This window comes from Paenibacillus barcinonensis (assembly GCF_003217495.1).
Taxonomy (GTDB): Bacteria; Bacillota; Bacilli; order Paenibacillales; family Paenibacillaceae; genus Paenibacillus; species Paenibacillus barcinonensis.
Genome location: NZ_QJSW01000008.1, coordinates 201075 through 224362 on the forward strand (window position 1 = coordinate 201075; position 23288 = coordinate 224362).

The window sequence follows — 23288 nt, forward strand, 5'->3', positions numbered from 1 at the left end:
TGACATAACATACGTTAGCAGCCTGACTGCTTCTTAACATATAGAATATAGAACACACCGCCGATGACCCTGAGCAAACCTGTACCCAACGTTTACCGATTTGGTTTCATGCTTCTCTCTCGTGCTTCCCTTTCGTACGCTACCTCTCAGCCGATAATTCAGGAAAGGCGGATTTGTGTGAAAAAACATCTCGATATCTGTTACTTGAGCGGACAACTTAACATTGATCCCAAACGCCTTGAGGCGTGGCTCAATCATCACGCATCCAACACCCCGGACCAAGAGCTGGAACCCCAGCAGCGCTCCGGGCGTATGACGTCTCCGTATCGTCTCACAGCACCCGCTTCGTTATCTCTGGCTCCTTCTACGAACCAATCCATTCGTTACCGTGGACGCTTCTCGAATTAAGAGGACTGGCCTTCTCCGCCCTCGATCATGGCGTTAGCAAGCAAGGCCATCTCCAGGCACAAGCGTTTGTCCTGCTGCATGTAGTCCGGCCCCAACAGTTCTTCCAGCTTTTCCAGACGATTGTACAAGGTTTGCCGATGAACGAAGAGCTGGGCAGCAGCATCTCGTTTGCTTCCAAAATTAGAGAGATAGGCATGGAGGGTCTCGACCAATCTCAACTGATGATTCCGATCATGCTCCATAAGCACTCCCAGATGGTCCATTGCAAAGGTTTGCAATAAAGACGTCGGCATCGCTTTTAACATTTGATATATACCCATACGATCATAGAAATGAACATGTTTCATCGGTTTGACCGACCTTGCCACCTCAATAACCTGATAAGCCTCCTGAAGGCTGTCCTTCAGACGGGTTAATTGATTACGTAGCTTGCCAAAGCCGGCATGAATTTCGACTTGCTTCAGATTGGTCCCGGCAAAGCGCTTGATATGCTGCGTAATGCCTTCCAGCATCTGCATCAGCTGCTGACGCGAGGAGGTCCGTGACTCCTCCTTGGCGCAGCAGAGATAGATCTGGTTATTTTTCAGCATGAGCAGGCTGGTCAGATGGTTTTTCTTCAGCAGCGAACGCAGCAGAACCAGAACATCCTGATGATTCGCTTCCATTCGCTCCCGCCCTGTTCCCTTCATCCGATGCTCGATCTCCAGCACCCCTCCTGCAAACCAGTATTGTCCCTTCACCAGCAAGCGAAGCCCCATTCGTGTTCGCGCCTGCTCCTCCTGCTGAATGTGACCGTTCATGAGATCCTGTATCAGTTCATTCTGGCTGCGAACCATCTTCTCTTCAAGGAATTGGGAACGAAGGGTTAGTGCTGCCGCAGCCTTGGCTGTATAATCCAGCAGCAGCTTCAAGTATTCCACCGCTGTCGCAGGGTGCACCACCATGCCGATCGCTGAGAATACCTGACCAAAACAGACTACCGGATAACAAAGCAGCGCATGCTCCTCATCCATGTGGAACCAAAGCTCGGTAGCCGAATCGTTCAGATTAAGCTGCTCCACCTCCTGGCTGTACCAGCTGTAGATGGCCTGCTCCATCTCCGGGGCAAGTCCGGGCACAAAGCTGCCCGCCTCCATGGACGAAATGTACACAATTGGCTTGGACGCGTACAGATGCAGCAGCTCCAGCACCGCCGACATATCTGTGCTTTGCAGTGTCCGTTGCTGCAGTTCACGGGAATAGGTCTCGAGGCTCTTCAACAGCTGGTGCTGGTGGTTAATAAGTAAAGAGTGAATATCTTGTGTGATCTCCACAAACCTTACCGGCTGCTCAAATACGATCAGCGGAAACTGATATTCGTTGGCAAGCTCGATTAAGGCTTCAGGAATACCATCAATGCTCGTTCCAAATTCCACACATAATCCTGCCGCTTCACGATGAATCAGCTGCATCAAATAGGCTTCGCGTCCATCCTCCGACTGAAGCCATAACCCTGTGGATAAAATAAGATCATGGGGACTTACAAAAGGAGATACATTGGTAATCTCCAGAACATGAACCCAACCCACCTGCCGATGCAGCCCTTCTTGTCCTGCTGCAAGCCGCGCTCTTCCGAACACCGGACGTTCCAGAATATCTCTGACGGTAAATACACGATCATTTCGCAAAGTAATCCCTCTTAGTGTCATTTTTTCTTACATTATAATCCATAGACAGATGTCCTGAACAGATTTTTTCGACAATATGTTGAGTTATCATTTCAAAAGTTAGACATTATGTAAGGTGCAAAACGAGACATGGAGTCATAAACTTGTAGTATAAGCTAACAACCATTAAATGGACGAGGTGCATGGCGATGAGAATCGGTTTACCCAAAGAAATTAAAAACAATGAAAATCGTGTAGCGATGACGCCTGCCGGGGCGGCTGATTTCGTACGAGCCGGGCATCAGGTCCTTGTAGAGCAAGGTGCCGGACTAGGCAGTGGATTTATGGATCAGGAATATGAAAAGGCTGGTGCGTTGATCATAGCGCAGGCCGCCCGCGTCTGGCATGATGCCGATATGATTCTCAAGGTTAAGGAGCCTCTTGCCAGTGAATATGGCTATTTCCGGCCAGGGCTGATGCTGTTCACCTATCTTCACCTGGCCGCAGAGCCCGCGCTTGCTCAGGCTCTCGTCGATAACCGCGTTACCGCTATTGCCTATGAAACGCTTGAAGTCGGCGGCTCTCTCCCGCTGCTTACGCCAATGAGCGAAGTAGCAGGGCGTATGGCTGCACAGATCGGTGCGCAGCTTCTGGAGAAAACAGAAGGGGGCAAAGGCATTCTGTTATCCGGTGTGCCTGGCGTCAGCCGTGGCAGGGTGGTTATTATTGGCGGCGGGACGGTAGGTACCAATGCTGCCAAAATCGCGATTGGCCTTGGGGCGGATGTGACGATTCTGGATCTGAATCTGCATCGGCTGCGCCAGCTGGACGATATTTTTGGCAACCAGATCCAGACGCTGGTATCCAGCCCTTCCAATATTGCGTCCGCTGTCGCCGGAGCGGACCTGCTGATCTGTGCGGTGCTGATTCCGGGTGCAAAAGCACCGAAGCTTGTCAGCGAGCAAGTGGTGATGACGATGGCACCAGGGTCGGTCATCGTGGATGTGGCGATTGATCAGGGCGGGATCGTCGAGACCATTGATCATATCACCACCCACGATGAACCCACCTATGTGAAGCATGGTGTCGTGCATTACGCGGTGGCGAACATGCCTGGCGCCGTACCGCGCACGTCTACGGTGGCGCTGACCAACGCCACGCTGCCTTATGCGCTGCAGCTGGCGAACCACGGTGCAGCCACCGCGATCCGCGGCAGTTCGTCCATTCGCAGCGCAGTGAATGCGCTGAATGGACATATCACGTATGAGGCGGTTGCCCGTGATCTCGGGCACGCTTATGTTCCTGCGGGACAGGCGCTGGAGAATGCCGCCGCCGTCCAGTAGGCTCTTGTGGCCGTTCCACCTGGATACAACGTGTCCAGCCTGTGGAACGCATAGAAGCGCAGCGCCTGAAGGAGAGCTCTCCGGGCGCTGCGCTTCTTTTTTTGCATAAAAGAAAGGAAAAAAAAGGGATCAGGATGTAGCTCACGATGAGCTCACCTATTAGACTAGACGATCCGTTCACTGCATACCTCTCGAAAATTGCAATCCCGGCAGACTCGGTGCGAGGGCATCGGGGTGAAATAGGACATGTCCTTCGGACGGTTGTAATATTCATCGGCCACACAGGAGCGCATCTCCTCAATGTAACGCCCCACGTTCTCGTCCACCTTGCGAATATCCTCCTCCGTGGCGATAAACTCCTTATGTTTGCCAGTCAACAGGTACTCCACCCGAATCTCGATCTGCTCCAGTGGAACCCGGTAATGCTCTCTCACATAGGCAGCGTACAGCATTAACTGGTCGGAGAAATCATCCTCCTTGCCCGTCTTCCAATCCACAATGACAATATTGCCGTTGCTGCGTCTGTACAATAAGTCCATCTTCACATACACGCGTGTGTCGTGCAGCAGCATCGTATCCCATTTTTCAATCTCCAGAATGGATGTGCTTGCACGGGACAGGTCTTCCCACGTCAGCGTCTGATACAGATTGCGGGTGCACGCCCCGGCACGCTCCTTGATCGTTGCGACCCGGTCACTTAACGTATCATCCCCATAATAAATTTCGGACAGCATCGTTCGATTCTTCGGGTTAAGGCGCCACTGCTCGGTGTCCATCGACTCCTTGTACGCCTGGTTCAGCAGATCACGCATCGTTTGCTCCAAAAAAGCTTCACGCGGCTTCGGCTTGCCATCCTCCCTGCTCCGTACTGCCGACTCACACATCCGGTGTGCAAGATCACCAAAGACCAGATACAAGTTGCTCAGCTGCTTCAAACGGTACAAACGCACCTGCATCTCGTCAGCGGATTCTGTTTTCCAGCCATTGTGGGCACCATAGTAATGATAATAATATTTGCGCAGGCACTCATCGAACATGTTGGCCCGCGACTGCGAATAAGACCACTGCGGGTATTGTGCCATATGAATTCTGCCTTTCTTTTTATCTGAATCTATATAAGTTAAACTACAGATTGCACACCCTCCACTCCAATGACAGAATAACCTTCCACCCGCTGTTATTCCCAGATGTTTCGATTCCCTTTTCCAAAGGGGAATCGCCGGTGAACAGCGTATGCTTCCGATGCAGCTTTCGTGCAGAAAGCTTTCAGGCGACCGCTCCGCTTTTTTAGTTTTTTTTCTGTCCTCTCCGTTCACGTGCAAATAAATAGTTCAATTTATATAGCTCTATAATGCTCACAGTATAAAGCCCCCGCGAGCATGCCGCAACCCGGCTTCCGTTATTTTCATCTGCCCGCAACCGTTTAAGGTGCGATCCGTATCGTTTATATAGTTACATCAGGATGATGAGCAGGATTCAAGGAGGAGCCTTTCGCCCTGTAAATTAAGAAGGCATGTATGGTTGGGCCACATCAGGAAATCAGCTCTCCAAGCAACGTTAGCGATCACCAGAGACGCTATTCGGCTGGATTTCAGCTACCTCCTTCGTCCTTATCACAGAAGGTTGATTTCGATTACGGTCACAAACATTAAATCTCATATACCACTCAAAATATGTACAGGCATATCCCAAAGGAGGCGCCACCCATGAAGCAGCCGGATTGGTTCCAGGCGGAAGCAGCATTACAACAGATTCAAGTCATCGGAAGCGATCGGAATGAGCTGGTCAATATCATCGGCGAGGCAGCAGGAATTCACTGCATTGGTGTTGGTACGGATGCGGCTGTCTTTACGTATGATCATTTGCCGCAGTATGCCTTCAAAGTGTACTCGGATCATGCTTTAGATAAATTAAATAACGAAAAGCACGTCTACGCGCAGCTCCAGGGTCTGCCCTATTTCCCGACGTATTATGGCAGTGGCCGGAACATGTTAGTTATTAGTTACGAACCCGGAGACACCCTGCTGGAATGTTTGGAAAAAGGAATCCCCGTCCCTGAGCAGGTCATGCTCGATGTGGACGCAGCGCGAGAAGCTGTTCGTCAGCGCGGAATGAATCCACGCGACATTCATCTCAAAAACGTCCTGCTCCAGCATGGACGTGGCAAAGTGCTCGACGTATCGGAGTATATTCAGGAGGGCAACGATCATCGCTGGGAGCATCTCGTGTGGGCCTACCACAACATCTATCCACGTATCAAAGGCACACCCATCTCCCCCCGGATGCTGCAAACGATCAAATGGACGTATAACCAACTGGATCAAGCCAATCTCAAAATGGAGGACCTTTCGAAAAAGGCGAACCGACTGCTCTCCAGATTTTTGAAGTAAACTGGCGGACCACTGAAGATCACGCCAATCTGCTTTGATCGCAGATTCAAATCCATCGTGACAATCCCCCCCCTGGGTTAGCTTACCAAGGGCTGGACTCGGGGGCCCTCTCCAACTTCTGCTGCCCTACCGCTTACGCTTGTTCCCTCCCCAACTCCATCACCACTGCCGTTTACTCTGCCTTTGTGCCTCTTGCCTGTGACGGGGTCATGCCCTTGTACTGCTTGAACAGCTTGGTAAAATAGTTTGCATTATCGCAGCCAACCTGGGCGGCAATCTCCGTCACTGTAAGGCTGCTGCCCTGCAGCAATCGCTCGGCTTCACTCATTCTGCATCCATTCACGTATTCCACCAGAGTACGTCCGGTGAGTTTTTTGAACATTTTGCAAAAATGATACACATTCAGCCCTACCTGGCTGGCCGCCTCACTCACCGTCAATTTCTCCTGCGGATCAGCCTCGATCCTTGCAATTAACTGCTTGAACCGCTCACGGTTGGGAAAATAGGCTCCGCCCGACCTGTCCCGCAGCAGATGCGGCATAAACGTTCGGGCCATCAGAGTAAACAGCGCATGCAGCTTGGATTTCACCACAAGCTGATAGGCGGGAAGCTGTGCCGCCATCTCTTCCACCGCTTCATTTAATAAAGAATAATAGTCCGCACAGGCCGCATTCTCTGCGGCCGGTTTAACCGGAAACCTCACACTGCCTTCCAGATACGGTGCCACATACTGCTCATGCACAGGGTCATTGGCAAAATCCTGGAACAAGGCACGATTCACAACAACCGAATCATAATGCACATCCCCCTCCTCCAGTGCGTATCCGACATGCAGTGCGCCGCCCGGAATGATAATTACCTCACCCGTCTCGGCCTCATAAGGGCGGCTATCAATATGAAAAACCGCTTTTCCTTTGCGCATAATAATCCATTCAAAATGCTCATGCCAATGCAAATACAAGATGCATTCTTCTACTTTTTTACCCGTACAACGATTCTGGAAGAGCTGAAACGGATAGGATTTATGATCAATTCGAGTATCTTCATGAAGCGCTTTCAAGTCCAACACAGCGTTCTTCCCCCTCACCACAAAATCCGACTAATAAAGCACAAAATTGTTTAGAGCCATCCCGTAGATACACGGCTATAATGAGTGTGTCACGAAGACTATAAGCCAATATTGGAGTGAAATACAACCATGAATTCATTGATACGCGTTGGAACCCTTGTCGGCGGCCAGGATGCCGTTCGAGTGATTCCGCAAATTATGCAGCATGGCTTCGAATCCTTTAACCTGACGTTCTGGCAAACCACAGGCGACCTTGATCTCGCCGAGACGGCCAAACGTGTGCGCGACATCGTTGATGAACAAGGCATCGTCATCTCTGCTGTCAGTGTGTTTGGTAATCCGCTTACCGGGACCGGAGATAATGCCGACACCCTGGCAAGCTGGGAACGTGTGATTGACCACGCACAGCTCTTTGGCGCAGATATCGTTTCAGGCTTCACGGGCCGTTTGACCAACCAGCCGATTGACGAATCCATTCCTAGATTTAAGGAAGTATTTGGTGAACTGGCACGACGGGCAGCAGACCGGGGTGTACGAATTGCTTTTGAAAATTGTGACATGGGTGGAACGTGGCAGACGGGCGACTGGAATATTGCACATAATCCGACCGCCTGGGAGATGATGTTTAATGCTGTGCCTGATGAAAATATCGGGCTGGAGTGGGAGCCTTGCCACCAGATGGTCAGTCTGATCGACCCGATTCCGCAGCTCCGCAAATGGGCTCCAAAAGTATTCCACGTACACGGCAAGGATGCCACCATCGCTTGGGATATCGTGAAGGAACACGGTGTACATGGTCCGCATGAATTTGTATGGCATCGCACTCCGGGCTTCGGAGACAGCAACTGGACCGATATTATCACGATTTTGCGCCAGAACGGATATCAGGGCACGATTGATATTGAAGGCTGGCATGATCCCGTGTATCGCGACGAGCTTGAAATGACTGGACAGGTGCATGCACTCAACTATCTGAAGCACTGCCGCGGCGGCAGCTTTGTTCCGAACCCGGTGTAGAGACACAAACTATCCACCATATGAACATGAACATCTACGCGAGGAGTTGAACACATGACCAACACGTATCGGGTTATCATCGCAGGCTGCGGAGCCATGGCAAACACTTGGGCCGATTACGCTAAAGCACGACCAGATACCGCCATCGTGGGACTCGTTGACCTCTATGAACAAAACGCCGTGGCATTTGCCAAGCGGCATGACCTCGAATGTCCTACGTTCACTAATATACGAGATGCGCTTGATGCCACAGATGCGAACATCGTCTTTGATGTAACCATTCCTTCCAGCCATCATGATGTAGCGACGACCGCACTTCAAGCGGGCTGTCACGTCTTTGGCGAAAAACCGCTGGCCGAATCGTTCTCGGACTGCGCCGACATTGTGCAAACCGCCCGCAGTACAGGACGCGTTCAGGCGGTGATGCAGAACCGCCGGTTCGATCCGCGCATTCGTGCCTATCGGCAGCTGATCTGCAGCGGAACGATTGGTCAGCCGGGATATGCAGGCGCAGATTTCTTCCTCGGACCGCACTTTGGCGGCTTCCGTGACCTGATGGACAGTCCGCTCTTGCTGGATATGGCGATCCATACCTTTGACCAGGCACGTTATATCCTTGGTGCTGATCCAGTGTCGGTTTACTGCCACGAATTCAATCCCCCAGGCTCGTGGTATACGGGGAATGCCATGGCGTTATGCATTTTCGAGATGTCTGACGGGTCTGTATTTGATTATCGCGGGTCCTGGTGTACAGAGGGAGTACCGACATCCTGGGAAGCAAGCTGGCGTGTGACGGGTGAAAAAGGAACCGCCATCTGGGATGGGCACGACGACATCTATGCTGAAGTGGTAAACACACCTACACTGGAGGACGATGGCAAGTTATCCTTCCTCCAGCGTAGTGAACGAATCGAAGCCGAGCTGCCGGTGATGGACCAAACCGGACACCACGGCTGTCTGGAGGAAATGTTTACTGCACTTGAAGAAGGACGTCTGCCTGAGACAGATTGCAGTGACAACCAGTACAGCATGGCTATGGTTCTGGCGTCCCTCGAAAGCGCACGTACCGGGCAAAAGGTGATGATCGCTGATCTGTTGAAGATTTGAATATTGTTATTTCAAAGATTCAATTAAAAGTTCTAAAACAAGAAAAAATTCACTTATCGGCAGGTGCTGATAAGTGAATTTTTTTCTCTTATTGAATATTCGATTAATACTTTACATCTACTGGATATTCAATAATAATAGGTTTTTTCGTACCATCTAAATAGGTGTATCCAGCATTAACAGCTACTCTTTCCTGAAATACTGAGCCAACATACTCATCATAATAATCGTATTTTACTACTACAATGTTATACTGATCATAATTTATAGCTGCGTAGTAATTTCTTGTGTTAAATGCAGAGCTCTCAGGTGGACCAGAATAAACTTCTGTAGTTCCCCAGCTTTTAGATATGGTACCACTAACTTCGCCTGTTAAACTCTGATTAACGACATATTTAATCCCTACATCCGCCTTTGCAGTATTTTTAACCGTTCCACTTATGGACGATTGTGATGTCTTGGATGATGTTTTTCCCTTAGGGACACTTATTAAGAGTGTTTGTTGCTCCATAGGACCTACAGAATATCCAGTAATAACCGATTTGCTAACTACGTAAGCAGATTTCACATAAACTCGACGATCACCTGCCTGCGGTGTAACTTCACTATTATTTTTTCTAGCAAGTTTAGGATCAACAAATTCATATGTAGCATTAGGATTGCCAACTGTTTCATACTTTTTTGCACCTTCTAAATCTTGACTAACAATGAAATCTGTAGCAGGAGTAGTTAAATCAATAATTGGATTAGGATTTAAATGGATTTCACCATCTATCCCACTTTCTGCTGTAGCCATTGGAGCAAGGATTGATAAAGCTGTAGATAAAGACAATAATACTGATGTTATTTTCTTCAAAATTTCAACCTTCCTTCTGAATTATTAAGTACAATATACTATATAAGACATTTTCTCCCTTTTTCCTTCTTTATTTTTACAATAATAAGAATAATATGTATAATAATTTTATAACTACCAAGGAGTGATAGATATGTTTAAAGATACAAAGTTAATTATTCCTTCAATAATTATTGGGGTTTCATTGATTTTATCCAGCTTAATAAACGGCTATTTTGAGTCTAAACAAAAATTTGACAATCCTCAAACATTGCAAACACAAGAAAACTCAACTCTTCTAACCAAGGAAGAAGCCGCTAAATATTTTCAGATTTCTATTTCAGAATTAGATGATATCATCAACAAAGACATTGATCGAAAACAAAACATGGCAATTTTTGATACATATCAGTTCATTCCGTATGCTAATTTAAATGGAAAACTTATTTTTACTAAAACAAATTTAGATAAATGGATTGATTACAACACAGGAAAAAAAGAATAGGCACATTCTAACGCTACCTATAGGCTTTCTATATCAATAAAACCCAAACTGCCGTAATTCTCTGCAGTTGGGTTTTATGTTTTATATTAATTTATTGTTGGAATCACAACTTACAAAATCCCTTTCCTCATCGCCTTATACACCAGCTGTGCAAACAAGCTGTTAGACCACGCAAACCAAGGTCGTGTAAACGTCTCTGGATCATCCGCATGGAAGCCTTCATGCATGTATCCTGTACCCGCATCCGTGTTCTCCAGCATATCAATCATCGCCAGCATCTCCTCATCATTGTCTGCCGTTAACCCTTGCATGGACAGTGCCATGTGCCAGATATACCCTGGAGGAGTGTGCGGACTACCGATGCCTTTGGCAGCTGTACCCTCATAGTAATACGGATTTTCTTTACTCAAAATAAACCGCCGTGTGTTCTGATACACCTCATCCTCCGCGGAGACATACCCAATATACGGGATCGACATCAGACCCGGTGTACCCGCATCATCCATGAGACAGACGTTGCCGTAACCGTCGGTTTCATACGCATAGATGAGTCCATATACCGAATGACGATATGTGCCATATAGAGCGATGCCATGCCGGATTTCCTCTTCCAGCTTCGCCATACGGCTCACCAGCTGTTCGTCCCGGAACACCCATTTTGCAATCTCCCCCATCTGGCTGAGCGTCACTGCGGCGAACATATTCGCCGGGATGTTATAGTGAAAATCACAGGCATCATCACTTGGGCGAAAGCCGGACCAGATCATGCCCGTATAGTTTACCGGCATCCCGAGCCCTTCATTGCGCAGCGTATCGTGAGCCGGGCAGTTACGCCGCATGAAACGATACGGGGATTGCTCGCTATGTCGCTGTTCTGTCTCCCACAGGTGCACGATCTGCTCCATCACCTTTTTAAAACGTTCATCAAAGACGTCTGTGAATTCAGTCTCACGCCAGTAGGCATATGCCAGCTTCATGGAGAAACACAGAGAATCCAGCTCAAACTTTCGCTCCCACACCCAAGGGGATATCTGTGTCTCATCATTGGCATCCCAGTGCCAGCCATTGGCTGTTTCATTAAAGGCATTCGCATACATATCCATTTCGGCATAAAACGTATGCCGTTTGATCAGCCCCCCGATGATACGCTGCAACTGTGCATCATGCTTCGCCAGCGGCACATAATGCATGACCTGCTCCACCGAATCGCGCAGCCACATGGCGGGAATATCTCCTGTAATGACAAAGGTTGTACCGTCATCTAACAGCTTGGTGGTTGTCTCCAAGGTATTCGGGAAGCAATGGCGAAACTGTTCCAGCAGTCTTGGCCTGTGCTGTAATTGCACATTCGCTTCAGTTAAAATATCACAGACAGCTTGAGGCAGCTCTAGCTCAGGCATCAAGATTTTCGGTAATCTGAATTGTTCGATGGGAGTCCTCTCCGTTTCTATGTAATCTTTCGATCAACTTATATAGATTTCCTAAAAGTATATTGTTATTTTTGTTATTGTTATTTATAATAACGTTATTATCAGTAAGTGTACCTGTTTCGTGTATGCACGTCAATTCACAAATTCACTTGAACACCTGCAAACACTTCTAACCCATTTGTTCATAAAAGGAGCAACGTTATGTCTCGAAAAGTATCCATTCAGACGCTGGCTGACCAGCTCGGATTGTCCAAATACGCCGTATCCCGCGCACTCAGCGGCAAAACAGGTGTCAGTGACTCCACACGTACACGCGTATTGGAGCTGGCCCGTGCACTCGGGTATCGTCAGAATACACCTGGATCGGCAAACCATTCCACGAACATGAATGAGTCCCATGCTGTCGAGCCGCCATTTGCCCTCATCTGTATGAATCAGCTTAATCGTGGTGAGCCGCACTATTGGCAGCGCGTGTTGTCTGGTATCATCTCTGGCTGTAATGAGCAAGGCTGGCATCACGTTATTGTGTCGCCTTCGCTGGACATGCCGGGCAAGAACATCCCCCCTGAAAAAGCGATTGCCCCTCATCTCGATTGGACACGCTGTGCCGGAATTATCGTGATGGGTGCTTTTCCGCATACAGTGTTACAAACACTGGTGCAGACCGGGCGACCAATGATTCTCGTTGATCATCAGGAGCCTCTGCTGAACTGCGATACGATTAGCCACGATAATCTGGAAGCAGGCATTACGGCGGCCAGATATCTCATGTCGAAGCAATGCAGACGCATCGGTTTCATTACCGATGATGGACGTGCCGCCAGTTTTGCACAGCGGAAGATTGGCATTGAGCTGGCTTTGAATCATTTTCATACTGAAGCAAAGGAAAAATTCAGCTTTCAAACCTGGAAAGTTGACTATGAAAACGGGGAGTGGATTGACAAGCTTGCCGCTGTTATCCAGCAACTCCCGGTCGAAGATCGCCCTGATGCATGGATTGGCGCCAATGACGACATTGCTCTTCAGTGGATGCATAAGCTAAGACAGACAGGCCTCTCCGTGCCACAGGATTGTCTAGTGATCGGCATAGACAATGTATACACAGCAGCCACCTCATCTCCCCCTCTGACCACGGTACATCTGTGCAAAGAGGAGCTTGGACAACGTGCAGTTGAGGCTCTGCAACGCCGAATCGAGCGACCTGGCACTCCGAAGGAGACTGTCATGTTATCGACCACATTGATTCCACGGGAATCAGCATAGGTGTAGGATCAGGACGATCAGCATATATGTCGAACACATCATTTTAGAACCACCTGAGATGAAGGAGGTGCTAGAATGACGTGTCTGCGTCTATCCATTTCCACATTCGAAAGAGCCCCGCAATCCAATATGCAGGGCTCTTCTCATATTTAATCCTTGTCATTCACCAAATGACTCACCAAGTCGTCCGAACCAATAAACACAGCGTTCTGGCTGTTATGGAATGGTCACATACTGCTTCATTGTTTATCTTTTAAATGTCAGAATGTCAGTGTTGTACCGATCCAGTCTAGTGTAGCTTTCTACGAGGTGAACTCACATATACGAAGCCTTTTCCAGTCATACAGAGACACTTCTCATTCTTCGCCGCTCTTCTCCGCCACAAAGTCCGCTAGCTGCGCATATAGATCCACAATCTCCTCCATCGACATGCGTACCAATCCGCTCGACGAAGGTGCAACGAACTCCTGAATTTCCTTGACCACTGGATCGTTCTGAAATCCCCATTGCACTTTAGTTCGTTTGCTGTACTGAGCGTACACGCCCTTCCCTACAAAACAAGCGATATCCGGCCGGTATGTCTCCAGCTTTTCACGCAAAATCTGCCGCCCCTCCGCATACTCTTCCTTCGTAATATCCTCAATGCCTTTGGTTGGACGAGCCACAATGTTGGTGAACCCATAGCCAAGCTTCAGCAGTTCCCCATCCTCCGTTGCATCATACAGACGTGGCGTTAGCCCGGAACGCTCCAGAATACGCCAGAAGCGATTGCCTTTATACGCATAATGATGGCCTGTCTCTCCTGAGGTAATGCTCGGATTAAAGCCAATAAACAGAATGGATAAACCGTTATCCAGATGATCCGGGATCATACTCAGCACCTCCTGAACTTTTTTGACCAAATTATCTTGCTGCTGTGTATAAAATGATATAATGGGTGAAGTATTTTTCGCAAAGATCTGAAATTTTCATGAAAAAGGAAGTTGAACCGATGATTGCAGACATCATGTTAGAAGTCGTCCTGCCCGTCTTTCTCCTGATTGCTGTCGGGTCCTGGATGCAGAAGGTATTCAAGCTGGACTTGTACACCCTCGCCAAGATCAATTTCTATTGTATTACCCCCGCAGCCGTCTTTATGAGCATGTATCATTCGAATATGTCCGGCGAGCTGTTAGGTACGGTCACTCTATTCTACGCGATTTATGTACTTGTTCTCTATATTATAGGTTCTGTCGTTGCCCGCTCATTCCGTATGAACAAAGGCATGAAGGCCGCCTTTAACAACAGCATCATGCTGGACAACGCAGGTAACTATGGTCTGCCTATCAATGCCCTGGTGTTCAGAGGTGATCCGCTCGCCTCATCCATTCAGGCACTCGTCATGTCTTTGCAGGCTTTGCTTACCTTCACCTATGGCGTGTTGTCGATCCAAGGGGCCAAGCTCAAAGGAAACTACCGTGCGGTAATTATCGGCTTTCTGAAAATGCCTGTACCGTATGCGCTGCTGCTCGGCATTTTGTTTCAAGCCTGGAAGCTGCCCTTGCCTACGTTTCTGTCCATGCCGCTCACCTATGCACAGCAAAGTATGGTCGCCGTCGCCCTGCTGACACTCGGGGCGCAAATTGTGAAATATCCGATCCGCTTATACCGTCTTGATGTGTATATTAGCACATTGCTGCGTCTGCTGGTTGGCCCGGCAATTGGAATCAGCATCGTGCTGCTGCTCGGACTTGAAGGTATAGCGGCTCAGGCGCTCATTATTGCCTCCGGCATGCCTACCGGGGTCAACTCCTCCATTCTTGCAGAGGAATATGATAACGAGCCTGATTTTGCCGCCCAGACGGTACTGATCTCAACTTTGCTTAACATTATAACCATTACAGCTCTGATCTCGTATGCCAGAACGTTCTGAATTGGATCTGTTCTATTAAAAAAGGAACACACTCACCGTTTTGGTTTTACAATAAACCTTATTACAGCTTAAAGTAAGCCCACATTCCTAATCAGGATTTGTGGGCTTTTTTCATTCGGCTTCATTCTTCTCGGTACAGGCCCGGGCTTCTAAAACCGATGTGAGGAGCTGCAATAAGCTACGTCTCCACGATGGTTCGTTCCGGAAACTTGCCACCTTCTCTGAATAAACATCGCACCAGCCACTGAGCCGCACGGTTAAAAAAGAAACTTGGACTCACCCCGTCCACCTGAACAGGCTCCAGCTCCTTCACACTTTCCTTGATCTTGTTCATCTCAATAAGGCCCATCTTCCGCTCATCCGGTCCGAATCGATAAATAACCTTTTCCTCGTCCTCCGCCTGCTTCACCAGAAAAATCATTGACGCCATACAGGTTACCCCCTATCGTTACTTTGTGAGATTCCAATGCTTCCCTATATAATTATTACCCACAATAAAAGGATTGGATATAGGCCTTTGGTTCATTAGCATGATTCAAACCTCCCATCTTCACCATAAAAAAATGGGGCCCTTTAGGCCCCAATCTCGTCATAGCGGTGGTGCTCCCTGCTTCTGTTCTGATGAACAACAGTAAATGTCATATATTTAAAATTGTTATTAATCGGTTGATATAAGAAGTTAATCAAATGATTTTATTGATTTTTTTTCCAAATGAATAAGCCAGGGATATCGTTCCTTATGCGTATATACTTCTCTGGCGTTTACAATGGAAGGAATCACATCCTCCCCCTTATAAAATACTCTGCCTGCTACCTTCTCAATAGGCACATGATAGGAAATTCGCAAAGCTCTCATCAGTACAGGTTCCAGTAACATGACGTAATAACTGATCTGCTTCTGTTCGGCATAGTGCACAATCGCCGACAATAAATCTGCAACATATCGCCCCCGAAAGCTAGACAGAATAGCCAATTTATCAATCTCTGCAACGCGGCCTGTCTCTTCCTGCATCAAGGGATGCTGCGGAAATGGACCGATTTCGTTAATGAGACTTTCTGTCGTGTAAGGTTTGATCTCAATCGAGCCAACATAGTGGCCTTCCTCTGTAACCACCACATATCTTTCCAGAAATTCCTCTGAAAACTCAAGCTCAAATCCCTTTTCAGTCCACACGGTTGTCCAGATGCCATTAAACATGGCAAACTCCAATTCATTCTCCACACTTTTAAACATTCGCTTCGCTTCCTTTCCAAGTCAATTAGGTTGAAAATCCCACCGTTAGTATTCATGCATACAAAGATGAGATTTAGAAAAAAATACCAACCAAAATTGCAATAAACAAGGAAGAAAAGCGACAAATAACAAGTTTATTTTACCCACTGAAAACAGCAAAAAAAGGAATGACTTGAATGAAAAATCATCCAGTACATTCCTTCTCACATTTAGACTATATCCGAGATTCCCAGCCCTGATTCTGGTTCATTTGCGAATCCCCGCAAGCGTGATCGAGCAGATCAGAAGCTACCGGGCCAAATGCCAACTCCAGTTCAAAAACATGCTCCACCCACTGCGTATATTCTTCCTTCGGATTGCGATTCAAGGCAGTTCCCAGAGCCGCACGTATGTTGGAGCAAAACAGGCTGCTCGTCACAAGCTCCCGGTCATTCATATATTGCGTAATATCGTATCCCTTCTGCAAGCTTTGGCATCTTCATTCACTGCCAGACCTCCTGTACAGCCGTTCGAAAAATGTGGTTTAACACTTCAACTTCTACATCATCATGACCTGACATTTCGACAGCAAGCTTATCCGTATGTGCAATCCGGGCAGTGAGATACGCTTGAATGGCTGGAAGCTGCGGCTCCAGGTCCAATTCAGCTCCGGCTTTTTTCCTGCGTAACAGCTCATGAATCTCTGCATACAGCGATGTATCTGCGGGGATCAACGTCTGTACCAGCTCCTCAAAGTCCATCGGCGGCATGCTATCATAACGCTCAATCCAGCAACATGCCAGCAGCGGACGAAGCACATAGAAGTATTTCTTGATCTTCACCTGCTCTCCTAGCAAGTAATCCCGAAAATTGCCTTTTGCCATGTTGAGATAATGATACATACATGATTTCGGTGAAAATGTCAGTGGTGACAACGACCGAATCTGCTTGACCACATCATATCGCTCATCATACTGGATCGGAGACTGCAGCCACTCCAGCAGCGGCGGGTTGGACTTGCGGAACAGCTTCAGCGCCTTGCGTATATCCCATCCGTTAATATCCAGCTGATCACTGATTGGTCGTTCAATAACATCCCGCTGATCTTCAATCGACAGATACCATGCAAGGGGCCTGACATAGATGAAACGCACATCGTAATCACTATCCTGTGAAGGAAATCCCCATGCTCGGCTGCCTGACTCACAAGCATATACAATACGAACCTGCTCCTCCTGTTCGATCTGCGCGAGCTGCCCCGCAATGATTTCTCTCATCGTTTGATCAACACTCGACATGACTTCTCGCCTCCTTCACTTTCCTGTATCCAAAACTTCCTATGTAACCGAATCCGGTATGCCTGTGCAAGAATCCCCTCACCCAGTCTGAGATGGCATTCTCAACCTCATGATCAAATAACCAGAACGGAGAATTGCCCTTGGTTTGTTTGTTGACCGCCCCGCTTCACCTCCATATTATGCTTCATACCGTCATACACGAACATGGTGAAAGTATAACGACTTGGAACAAATCTGCGCGACTTGGTGCAAATATAAGCAACTTTGCAATGAAAGCAGACGTTTAACTTGATACAATTAGAGAATCACAGTCCAACCGGGAGTGAAATCCATGGCAAAAGAAAGCTTTGATAAAGAAATTCAGTTCCTGCGTATGCTGTCTCTGACCAGCGGCGCATATAATCGCAAGCAGTATGCCAAGCGGCTTGGCATATCCGTACATACTTTTGATAAAACCCAGCGCAAGCTCAAGGACATTCGTCAGAGCGTGACGGATCATGCAGCTGCGCCGGAAGTCGGGTCGGAAATGACTGATCTTGTACGCTTTCAGTACGGAGAGTCTGCCGAGCCGCTGCTGCTCTTTCTTTTTCGCGCCAAATCCATGAAGGAAACCGAGATCGAACGCTTGTCCGTCATTTTACATGCCCTTCAAGATGCTACGCTGACAGCGATGGAATTGCTGGATGCCTGTTGCGCTGATCTGCCTGAGGAACTGAGTCTACCAGATGAGAAGACTATACGTACCGATCTGAAATATCTGGAGGAAGTCGGTGTCATTCGCAAAGAGCCGGGCGGGCGCCCCTATCGCTATGCCTTGCAGCAGGATGTGCTGACACAGCTCACTCCGGAGGAACAGCTGGAGTTATACGACTTTGTTGACATGATGGCGAACACACAAGTTCCATCGGTACAGGGATATTTACTGCGGGACAGTCTGAAAAAAGTCATCACACCTCATTTCCCGCAAGAAGAAGCGACTGAGCCTTATATTTATAAATACCACTATTATTCACGTATTTTGGATGAGGCCCATCTCTATCCTTTGCTTGGGGCTATTCGTCAACGAAAACGCGTGCAGTTTCAGTATTTCTCACCGAAAAAACCGTCCAGCTACAGCTCGCAAAATACAAATCCAAATTTCGAACGCGAAGCTGGAGGAAGCCCCAACAGGATCATCCCGATTGAAGTTGTGTATGATCATCAATATGGACGCTGGTATGTGATTGGCTATCAGCACCGCCGGAGATTTGTAAAGTTCAGGATGGAGGGCATCACCCAACTCGAAGAGCTTCATCCCGTCGAAGAAGAGCATATGCAGGCGTTGAAAAAGGAATGGGCCGAGATTAGCCGGTACAGCTGGCTTGTCGATACAGGCCACCCCGTCACGGTGCAAGCACGTTTTTTCCATCCACAGGACGGTGAGCACAACTTTATTCTGGATCGAGTCCGGCTGCAAGGACAGTGGGGAACGATTACGCCGGAGACGGATCATACCTTTCTCTATGAAATTCGGGTGAACGGCATTACGGAAATCAAACCTTGGCTGCGCAGCTTCGGCTCAAGCTGTGAGATTCTGGCTCCGCTCAGGCTGCGTGAAGAGATGATCGAGGAATGGAAGGAGATCGCGGCATATTATGAACCTGTTCGAGAAGATGTTCAATTATCAGATGATGACAAGGCTGAATGAAACCGGGCTGTTCACCTGGACTTCACAGGAACGGGCCTGGCTGCGCATGATGATGAAACATCAGGCTGCACAGGAGGCACTTCGTCCGAATACATGGGCAAGGCTGAACAACATGCTGCACGACGAGCAACAATTGAATCTACAGGAGTACCTGACCGAGAAGGCCAAAAGTGAAGAAAACAGTGTCTCTCATGCGCTGCTCAGACCGTTACGGCAGATGATACTGGAGGGGCAAGGCTTTCAAATGACAGGTCGCATTCGCCATGGTCGTGCCAGCCAGGAGCAATTCGGTTTTCCGTATAAGCTTGAATATTCCATGGTCAAAAAGGAATGGTATGTGCTCTGGTATGCCCCGCACTTTGCCAGATTAATGTCTACCAAGCTGCACAGCATCACAAAGCTGGAGCCCAGGTCCATCCAACCCGGAGCAGCGGACCGATATAAAGCAAGCATCGCCCTGTTAACTGAGAAACGCAAAACAACCCTCACCGTTGAGGTGTTACCAGCGTTTAATGCAGAATTATCCCGTATTCTGTATGCCTTCTCCTGCTTCGAGAGACAGGTCAAATATAATGAAGAAAATCATGTGTACCGGATTGTGCTGACGGTGCCGCGGAACGAGTTGGATTACGTGCTGTCCAAAATGCGCTTTCTCGGCAAACGTGTTCGCATCACAGATAGCACTGCGCTGCGCGAACGAATGTCCGAGACAGCTGCCAAAGTGCTGGCACGGTACGCACGCTCCGAATCCACCTATATGGAGGAAACTGCGGCTGCACAAGCGGATAACCCCTCTAAACCGAAATAAGCCAAACAAGACGGAATGCAGCGAACGATGCCAGCAGTTAAGAAGAACTGCTGCTGTTCGCTGCATTCCGTCTTTTGTTAATCGCATGTACGCCCATGACTACAGCAACCAATTCGTAGGTGTCCAGGTATTCCGACTGGTTATCCAGCACAAACGCACCCGAGCTAAACCAGCTGCTTGTGCGGCGGAAGCTTGCCACAATACGTCCGGCCCCGTCGGTCACCTCATATTCCTGTAAAAAGGCGGGAGCAGATACATTATAAATGCCGCGCGAGCCTGCATCGTATTCATATTTTTTACTAAAAAAGCTGAATCTTGCTCTCAGTAGCCCCCAATGTGAGCCGTCCGCTGCGGTTACATCCCAACGATTCGTCAACATGCGGAACTTGCCGCTACAGACCAGTCCTGTTTCATCCGAGACATCCAGCGATGATCCGAAAATACTTTTCAAATCCAGGTTCCCTGCCCGCTCCTGATTGGCATTCATAATTTCGGTATATCCGGCATTAAAAAAATTATCTCTGAAGTACAGTTGCATATTTCCTGCTCCTTCCCTTGCAAATCTTGATATGGGGAGACACGCCTTTTACCCGCATCAGTTATACCTATATTTACGTATCCAAGCTGGAACAGGGTGCACATATCTATTAATCTCTACCAAAAAAAGATAAACGAGCAGCTTGACTGCCCGTTACTTGAGTGCCGTATTCTTTTGCTGACGTAGTGATCAGACTTCCACCTTTTTATTGTTTATATAGATCATTCCCCACACCAGCAGTGCAGCCAGCCCGATTTCAAACAACGTGCTTCCCCAATGACCGTCTGCCCATATTACACCATTCGAGGTAAAGGAGATCCCTGTGCTTTCCTCGGTGAACTGGAACAGATCATTCGGGCTAAACTTCCCGGAGAAAATCACGTTTTCCAGCCAGCTAAGGAGGTTAACCAGCACGAGGAACGTAACAATCCCGATCCATGGACCTGTTTTCCAGCGGAAAGCACCTGCCACACTAATGGAGAAAAAGATGATGATCGTCATAAACAACACAACCCAGCCTGCAAACAACAATATACTAATAATTTCCCCAACACTGATATTCGTCATATTGATATCCGCCAAGCCGAGTCCGAGCTTCATCGTGGTATACAGGTAGACGTGTATGAATCCAATCAATAGAAGGCCCAAGCTGCAAAGCGCGCCAAAAATTAAAGGTGACAACACTTGCGATAGCCCTGTTACAGGAATAAGACGACGATTATACGAGCGGATGTTGGCAGTATAGGTTTTAATCATTTTCACAAAAATCCCTACACCTGCTCCAACATACGCCATAATGCCTAGCACATTGCCCGTAACATTAGACAGAAATAGCGTCTGTGCCACTTGAACAAGAATCAGAATCACAAGTCCTGCCAGCAATGTATTCCAGTTTCTCCTAAAATCATACTTCAACAATGTCATCATTCTGCAAAGACCTCCTTAAACATCTCATCCACACTTTTTCCATGCTGTAGCCGGATCGTCTCAACTTCCTCATGCATGACCAGCTTACCTTCGCGGATAAAAATCACTTCATCAAAAATACGTTCAATATCATTCACCAGATGTGTGGATATGATCAGACTGCTGTCTTCATCGTAAAATTTAACGATAGCATCCAGAATTTTGCCCCTGGCTACCGGGTCTACTCCGCCAATCGGTTCATCCAGCAAATATAATCTGGCCTTGCGAGACATCGCCAATGTTAACTGCAGCCGTTCATTCATGCCTTTCGACAGATGACTCACACGGTCATTCTCTGCGAGACTCATAAAATCCAGCATCTCCTGCGCCTTACTCTCATCAAAATCATCATAGAAATCCCGATAGTACGCAATCGCATCCCGCACCTTCATCCATTTCTCGGTTAAAGGACGATCCGGCATGAAGGAAACAAGCGACTTCGTCACCAGGCCAATCGGCTTGCCTGTGACCTGAATGCTTCCGCTCGCCGGATGCAGCAAACCTGCAACCAGCTTCATCAATGTGCTTTTCCCGCTGCCATTGCTTCCGAGCAAACCAACAATTCGGCCAGGAGCAACCGTCAGCGAAACGTTGTGCAGCGCCTGCTTGCGGCCATATGTCTTGTTCACCTGATTCATTTCAAGTATGTTACTCATGTGTATGCTCCCCCTTCCCCTGACTTCCTTCTGCCAAAGCGTCCGTTACAATCGACACAATATCCTGCTCCTCTATTCCAAGCTCCTGCATTCCAGTCAGGAAGCGCTCCAGCAGTTCGCCAGCCATTTCTTTCTTGATCTGCATGATTTTCCTCTCCTCACTTGTGACATATCTGCCCAATCCACGCCTCGTTTCCACTACTTCTTCCCGCTCAAGCTCCTGAAATGTACGTTGCACTGTATTCGGATTAATCTGCAATTCGGCAGCCAGCTCACGTACCGAAGGAATTTTATCTCCTGCCTTGAGTGTGCCGGTTACAATCTGACGTTTAATGTATTGCATAATCTGCAAATAGATCGGTAAATTGTTATCAAATTCTATAGGCACGTTGATTTCTCTCCTTTCCGTGTCGGTGTTCTAGTTACATAGTACACTAGTAATCAAACACTGTAAAGCACCATTTTTATGTGATCTCAATACAACGCAAAAAAAGCAGACCCAAAGGACCTGCTCCGTTTCGATCATTTAAAATTATCCCTTGCTGGCCCTGGCATGCCGCCAATTACTCATCATCATAAGATATAGCTGATCCAGCGGCAGCGTAATACTGTTCTGAGCTATACTGATCGTTGCATCAACCATGTTGCTGTTAGCTATCATCAGCTTGCGCTTCATGCCGTTCTGCCGCTCAAGAAACGCTTTTTCGTCTCGCAGTTTCACACCAATCATCTGTTGTCCCATCAACTCATACATAAAAATATGTTCAACATCCTTCCAGGCGACTTCTCCGCCCGAAGCATAAGAAGAAAGATCAATAAAGCCATGCTCGTTAATGACAAGGGAGGGCTCCTTCCTGATCATCTTGATCAGACTGTAGCAGAAGCATATTCCAAAAAAGAGAATAGCTACAAGGCCTATTACAATGGACATGATTGAAGCACCCGGCTTTGAAGATTGGTCGAATATCAGAAAAAAACCTGCGCACACAAAAAGTGCTGCCCCTGCGGTAAGCCAAGCCATCCGTTTTCTGCTCGGATATTCTACATGCTGTTCATAAGGTGTATTCAAGCGTAACATCCTCTCTTTTGCGACTCAATACATACGCAGATCAAAACCGAAATTGCATAGTACATTAAACCATTCGTGCTGCTCTTAAACATTTCCTTTCCGTTTTTTTGTGAATGATAAAAATAGTT

At 47.8% G+C, this 23288-nt stretch carries 25 protein-coding genes; 10 read left to right on the top strand and 15 right to left on the bottom strand.

The window, feature by feature from the left end:
• The first annotated feature begins 177 nt into the window (after positions 1-177).
• Entirely contained in the window at positions 178-408 is a 231-nt protein-coding gene (locus DFQ00_RS14750; RefSeq protein WP_110897238.1) for a hypothetical protein, read from the top strand.
• Here DFQ00_RS14750 and DFQ00_RS14755 read toward each other — a convergent pair.
• Entirely contained in the window at positions 405-2075 is a 1671-nt protein-coding gene (locus DFQ00_RS14755; protein WP_110897239.1) for a PucR family transcriptional regulator, read from the bottom strand. The genes DFQ00_RS14750 and DFQ00_RS14755 overlap by 4 nt on opposite strands.
• A gap of 188 nt (positions 2076-2263) precedes the next feature.
• Here DFQ00_RS14755 and ald point away from each other — a divergent pair, with 188 nt between their 5' ends.
• Positions 2264-3397, top strand: a complete 1134-nt coding sequence (gene ald / locus DFQ00_RS14760) for an alanine dehydrogenase (RefSeq protein ID WP_110897240.1) — start codon at positions 2264-2266, stop codon at positions 3395-3397.
• Between the two features lie 164 nt (positions 3398-3561).
• On the opposite strand, the gene DFQ00_RS14765 is transcribed toward ald, so the two are convergent.
• Positions 3562-4479 (bottom strand): RecB family exonuclease, encoded by a 918-nt coding sequence (locus DFQ00_RS14765; protein WP_110897241.1) that lies wholly within the window; start codon positions 4477-4479, stop codon positions 3562-3564.
• Between the two features lie 624 nt (positions 4480-5103).
• Here DFQ00_RS14765 and DFQ00_RS14770 point away from each other — a divergent pair.
• Complete coding sequence (locus DFQ00_RS14770; RefSeq protein ID WP_110897242.1) at positions 5104-5787, top strand: serine/threonine protein kinase; 684 nt, start codon at positions 5104-5106, stop codon at positions 5785-5787.
• A 172-nt stretch (positions 5788-5959) separates the two neighbouring features.
• On the opposite strand, the gene DFQ00_RS14775 is transcribed toward DFQ00_RS14770, so the two are convergent.
• Positions 5960-6856, bottom strand: coding sequence for a helix-turn-helix transcriptional regulator (locus DFQ00_RS14775; RefSeq protein WP_110897243.1), 897 nt, complete (start codon positions 6854-6856; stop codon positions 5960-5962).
• Positions 6857-6985: 129 nt separating this feature from the next.
• Between DFQ00_RS14775 and DFQ00_RS14780 the strand changes: the two genes are divergently transcribed.
• Both DFQ00_RS14780 and DFQ00_RS14785 read left to right on the top strand, forming a co-directional pair.
• Entirely contained in the window at positions 6986-7873 is an 888-nt protein-coding gene (locus tag DFQ00_RS14780; RefSeq protein ID WP_110897244.1) for a sugar phosphate isomerase/epimerase family protein, read from the top strand.
• A gap of 54 nt (positions 7874-7927) precedes the next feature.
• Positions 7928-8980: a Gfo/Idh/MocA family protein gene (locus tag DFQ00_RS14785; protein ID WP_110897245.1), complete on the top strand. Its 1053-nt coding sequence runs from the start codon at positions 7928-7930 to the stop codon at positions 8978-8980.
• Positions 8981-9083: 103 nt separating this feature from the next.
• Here DFQ00_RS14785 and DFQ00_RS14790 read toward each other — a convergent pair whose 3' ends face one another.
• The gene (locus DFQ00_RS14790; RefSeq protein WP_110897246.1) at positions 9084-9836 is read right to left on the bottom strand and encodes a hypothetical protein; all 753 of its coding nucleotides are present in this window, start codon (positions 9834-9836) and stop codon (positions 9084-9086) included.
• Between the two features lie 133 nt (positions 9837-9969).
• Here DFQ00_RS14790 and DFQ00_RS14795 point away from each other — a divergent pair, with 133 nt between their 5' ends.
• On the top strand, positions 9970-10320 hold the full coding sequence (locus DFQ00_RS14795; RefSeq protein WP_110897247.1) for a MerR family transcriptional regulator: 351 nt from the start codon (positions 9970-9972) through the stop codon (positions 10318-10320).
• Between the two features lie 110 nt (positions 10321-10430).
• Here the strand turns inward: DFQ00_RS14795 and DFQ00_RS14800 are convergent, their stop codons facing one another.
• Positions 10431-11750 (bottom strand): glycoside hydrolase family 125 protein, encoded by a 1320-nt coding sequence (locus tag DFQ00_RS14800; RefSeq protein WP_110897248.1) that lies wholly within the window; start codon positions 11748-11750, stop codon positions 10431-10433.
• A 201-nt stretch (positions 11751-11951) separates the two neighbouring features.
• Between DFQ00_RS14800 and DFQ00_RS14805 the strand changes: the two genes are divergently transcribed.
• On the top strand, positions 11952-13013 hold the full coding sequence (locus tag DFQ00_RS14805) for a LacI family DNA-binding transcriptional regulator (RefSeq protein WP_110897249.1): 1062 nt from the start codon (positions 11952-11954) through the stop codon (positions 13011-13013).
• Positions 13014-13369: 356 nt separating this feature from the next.
• Here DFQ00_RS14805 and DFQ00_RS14810 read toward each other — a convergent pair whose 3' ends face one another.
• Positions 13370-13885 (bottom strand): mismatch-specific DNA-glycosylase, encoded by a 516-nt coding sequence (locus DFQ00_RS14810; protein WP_110897250.1) that lies wholly within the window; start codon positions 13883-13885, stop codon positions 13370-13372.
• A 119-nt stretch (positions 13886-14004) separates the two neighbouring features.
• On the opposite strand from DFQ00_RS14810, the gene DFQ00_RS14815 reads away from it, so the two are divergent.
• Positions 14005-14925 (top strand): AEC family transporter, encoded by a 921-nt coding sequence (locus tag DFQ00_RS14815; protein ID WP_110897251.1) that lies wholly within the window; start codon positions 14005-14007, stop codon positions 14923-14925.
• Positions 14926-15103: 178 nt separating this feature from the next.
• Here the strand turns inward: DFQ00_RS14815 and DFQ00_RS14820 are convergent, their stop codons facing one another.
• The 4 genes from DFQ00_RS14820 to DFQ00_RS14835 all read right to left on the bottom strand — a co-directional run bounded on the left by DFQ00_RS14820 (position 15104) and on the right by DFQ00_RS14835 (position 17436).
• Entirely contained in the window at positions 15104-15355 is a 252-nt protein-coding gene (locus tag DFQ00_RS14820) for an RNA-binding protein (protein ID WP_110897252.1), read from the bottom strand.
• Between the two features lie 249 nt (positions 15356-15604).
• On the bottom strand, positions 15605-16159 hold the full coding sequence (locus tag DFQ00_RS14825; RefSeq protein ID WP_110897253.1) for a GNAT family N-acetyltransferase: 555 nt from the start codon (positions 16157-16159) through the stop codon (positions 15605-15607).
• A 214-nt stretch (positions 16160-16373) separates the two neighbouring features.
• Complete coding sequence (locus DFQ00_RS14830; RefSeq protein WP_110897307.1) at positions 16374-16595, bottom strand: hypothetical protein; 222 nt, start codon at positions 16593-16595, stop codon at positions 16374-16376.
• A gap of 46 nt (positions 16596-16641) precedes the next feature.
• Positions 16642-17436, bottom strand: a complete 795-nt coding sequence (locus DFQ00_RS14835) for a nucleotidyltransferase domain-containing protein (protein WP_110897254.1) — start codon at positions 17434-17436, stop codon at positions 16642-16644.
• Positions 17437-17767: 331 nt separating this feature from the next.
• On the opposite strand from DFQ00_RS14835, the gene DFQ00_RS14840 reads away from it, so the two are divergent.
• Positions 17768-19123: a helix-turn-helix transcriptional regulator gene (locus tag DFQ00_RS14840; RefSeq protein ID WP_110897255.1), complete on the top strand. Its 1356-nt coding sequence runs from the start codon at positions 17768-17770 to the stop codon at positions 19121-19123.
• A complete protein-coding gene (locus DFQ00_RS14845) occupies positions 19071-19931 on the top strand; it encodes a WYL domain-containing protein (protein WP_110897256.1) in 861 nt (286 codons plus the stop codon). The genes DFQ00_RS14840 and DFQ00_RS14845 overlap by 53 nt, the downstream gene beginning before the upstream one ends.
• Before the next feature lie 37 nt (positions 19932-19968).
• On the opposite strand, the gene DFQ00_RS14850 is transcribed toward DFQ00_RS14845, so the two are convergent.
• From DFQ00_RS14850 to DFQ00_RS14870, 5 genes are all read right to left on the bottom strand, one after another.
• Positions 19969-20469, bottom strand: a complete 501-nt coding sequence (locus DFQ00_RS14850; RefSeq protein WP_110897257.1) for an LURP-one-related/scramblase family protein — start codon at positions 20467-20469, stop codon at positions 19969-19971.
• Between the two features lie 189 nt (positions 20470-20658).
• Positions 20659-21396 (bottom strand): hypothetical protein, encoded by a 738-nt coding sequence (locus DFQ00_RS14855; protein WP_110897258.1) that lies wholly within the window; start codon positions 21394-21396, stop codon positions 20659-20661.
• Positions 21393-22091 carry an ABC transporter ATP-binding protein gene (locus DFQ00_RS14860; RefSeq protein ID WP_110897259.1) on the bottom strand — a complete coding sequence of 233 codons (699 nt, stop codon included), beginning with the start codon at positions 22089-22091 and terminating at the stop codon, positions 21393-21395. The genes DFQ00_RS14855 and DFQ00_RS14860 overlap by 4 nt, the downstream gene beginning before the upstream one ends.
• Entirely contained in the window at positions 22084-22479 is a 396-nt protein-coding gene (locus tag DFQ00_RS14865; RefSeq protein WP_110897260.1) for a GntR family transcriptional regulator, read from the bottom strand. The genes DFQ00_RS14860 and DFQ00_RS14865 overlap by 8 nt, the downstream gene beginning before the upstream one ends.
• Positions 22480-22623: 144 nt before the next feature.
• Positions 22624-23169: an STM3941 family protein gene (locus DFQ00_RS14870; protein ID WP_341866267.1), complete on the bottom strand. Its 546-nt coding sequence runs from the start codon at positions 23167-23169 to the stop codon at positions 22624-22626.
• Positions 23170-23288 lie beyond the last annotated feature (119 nt).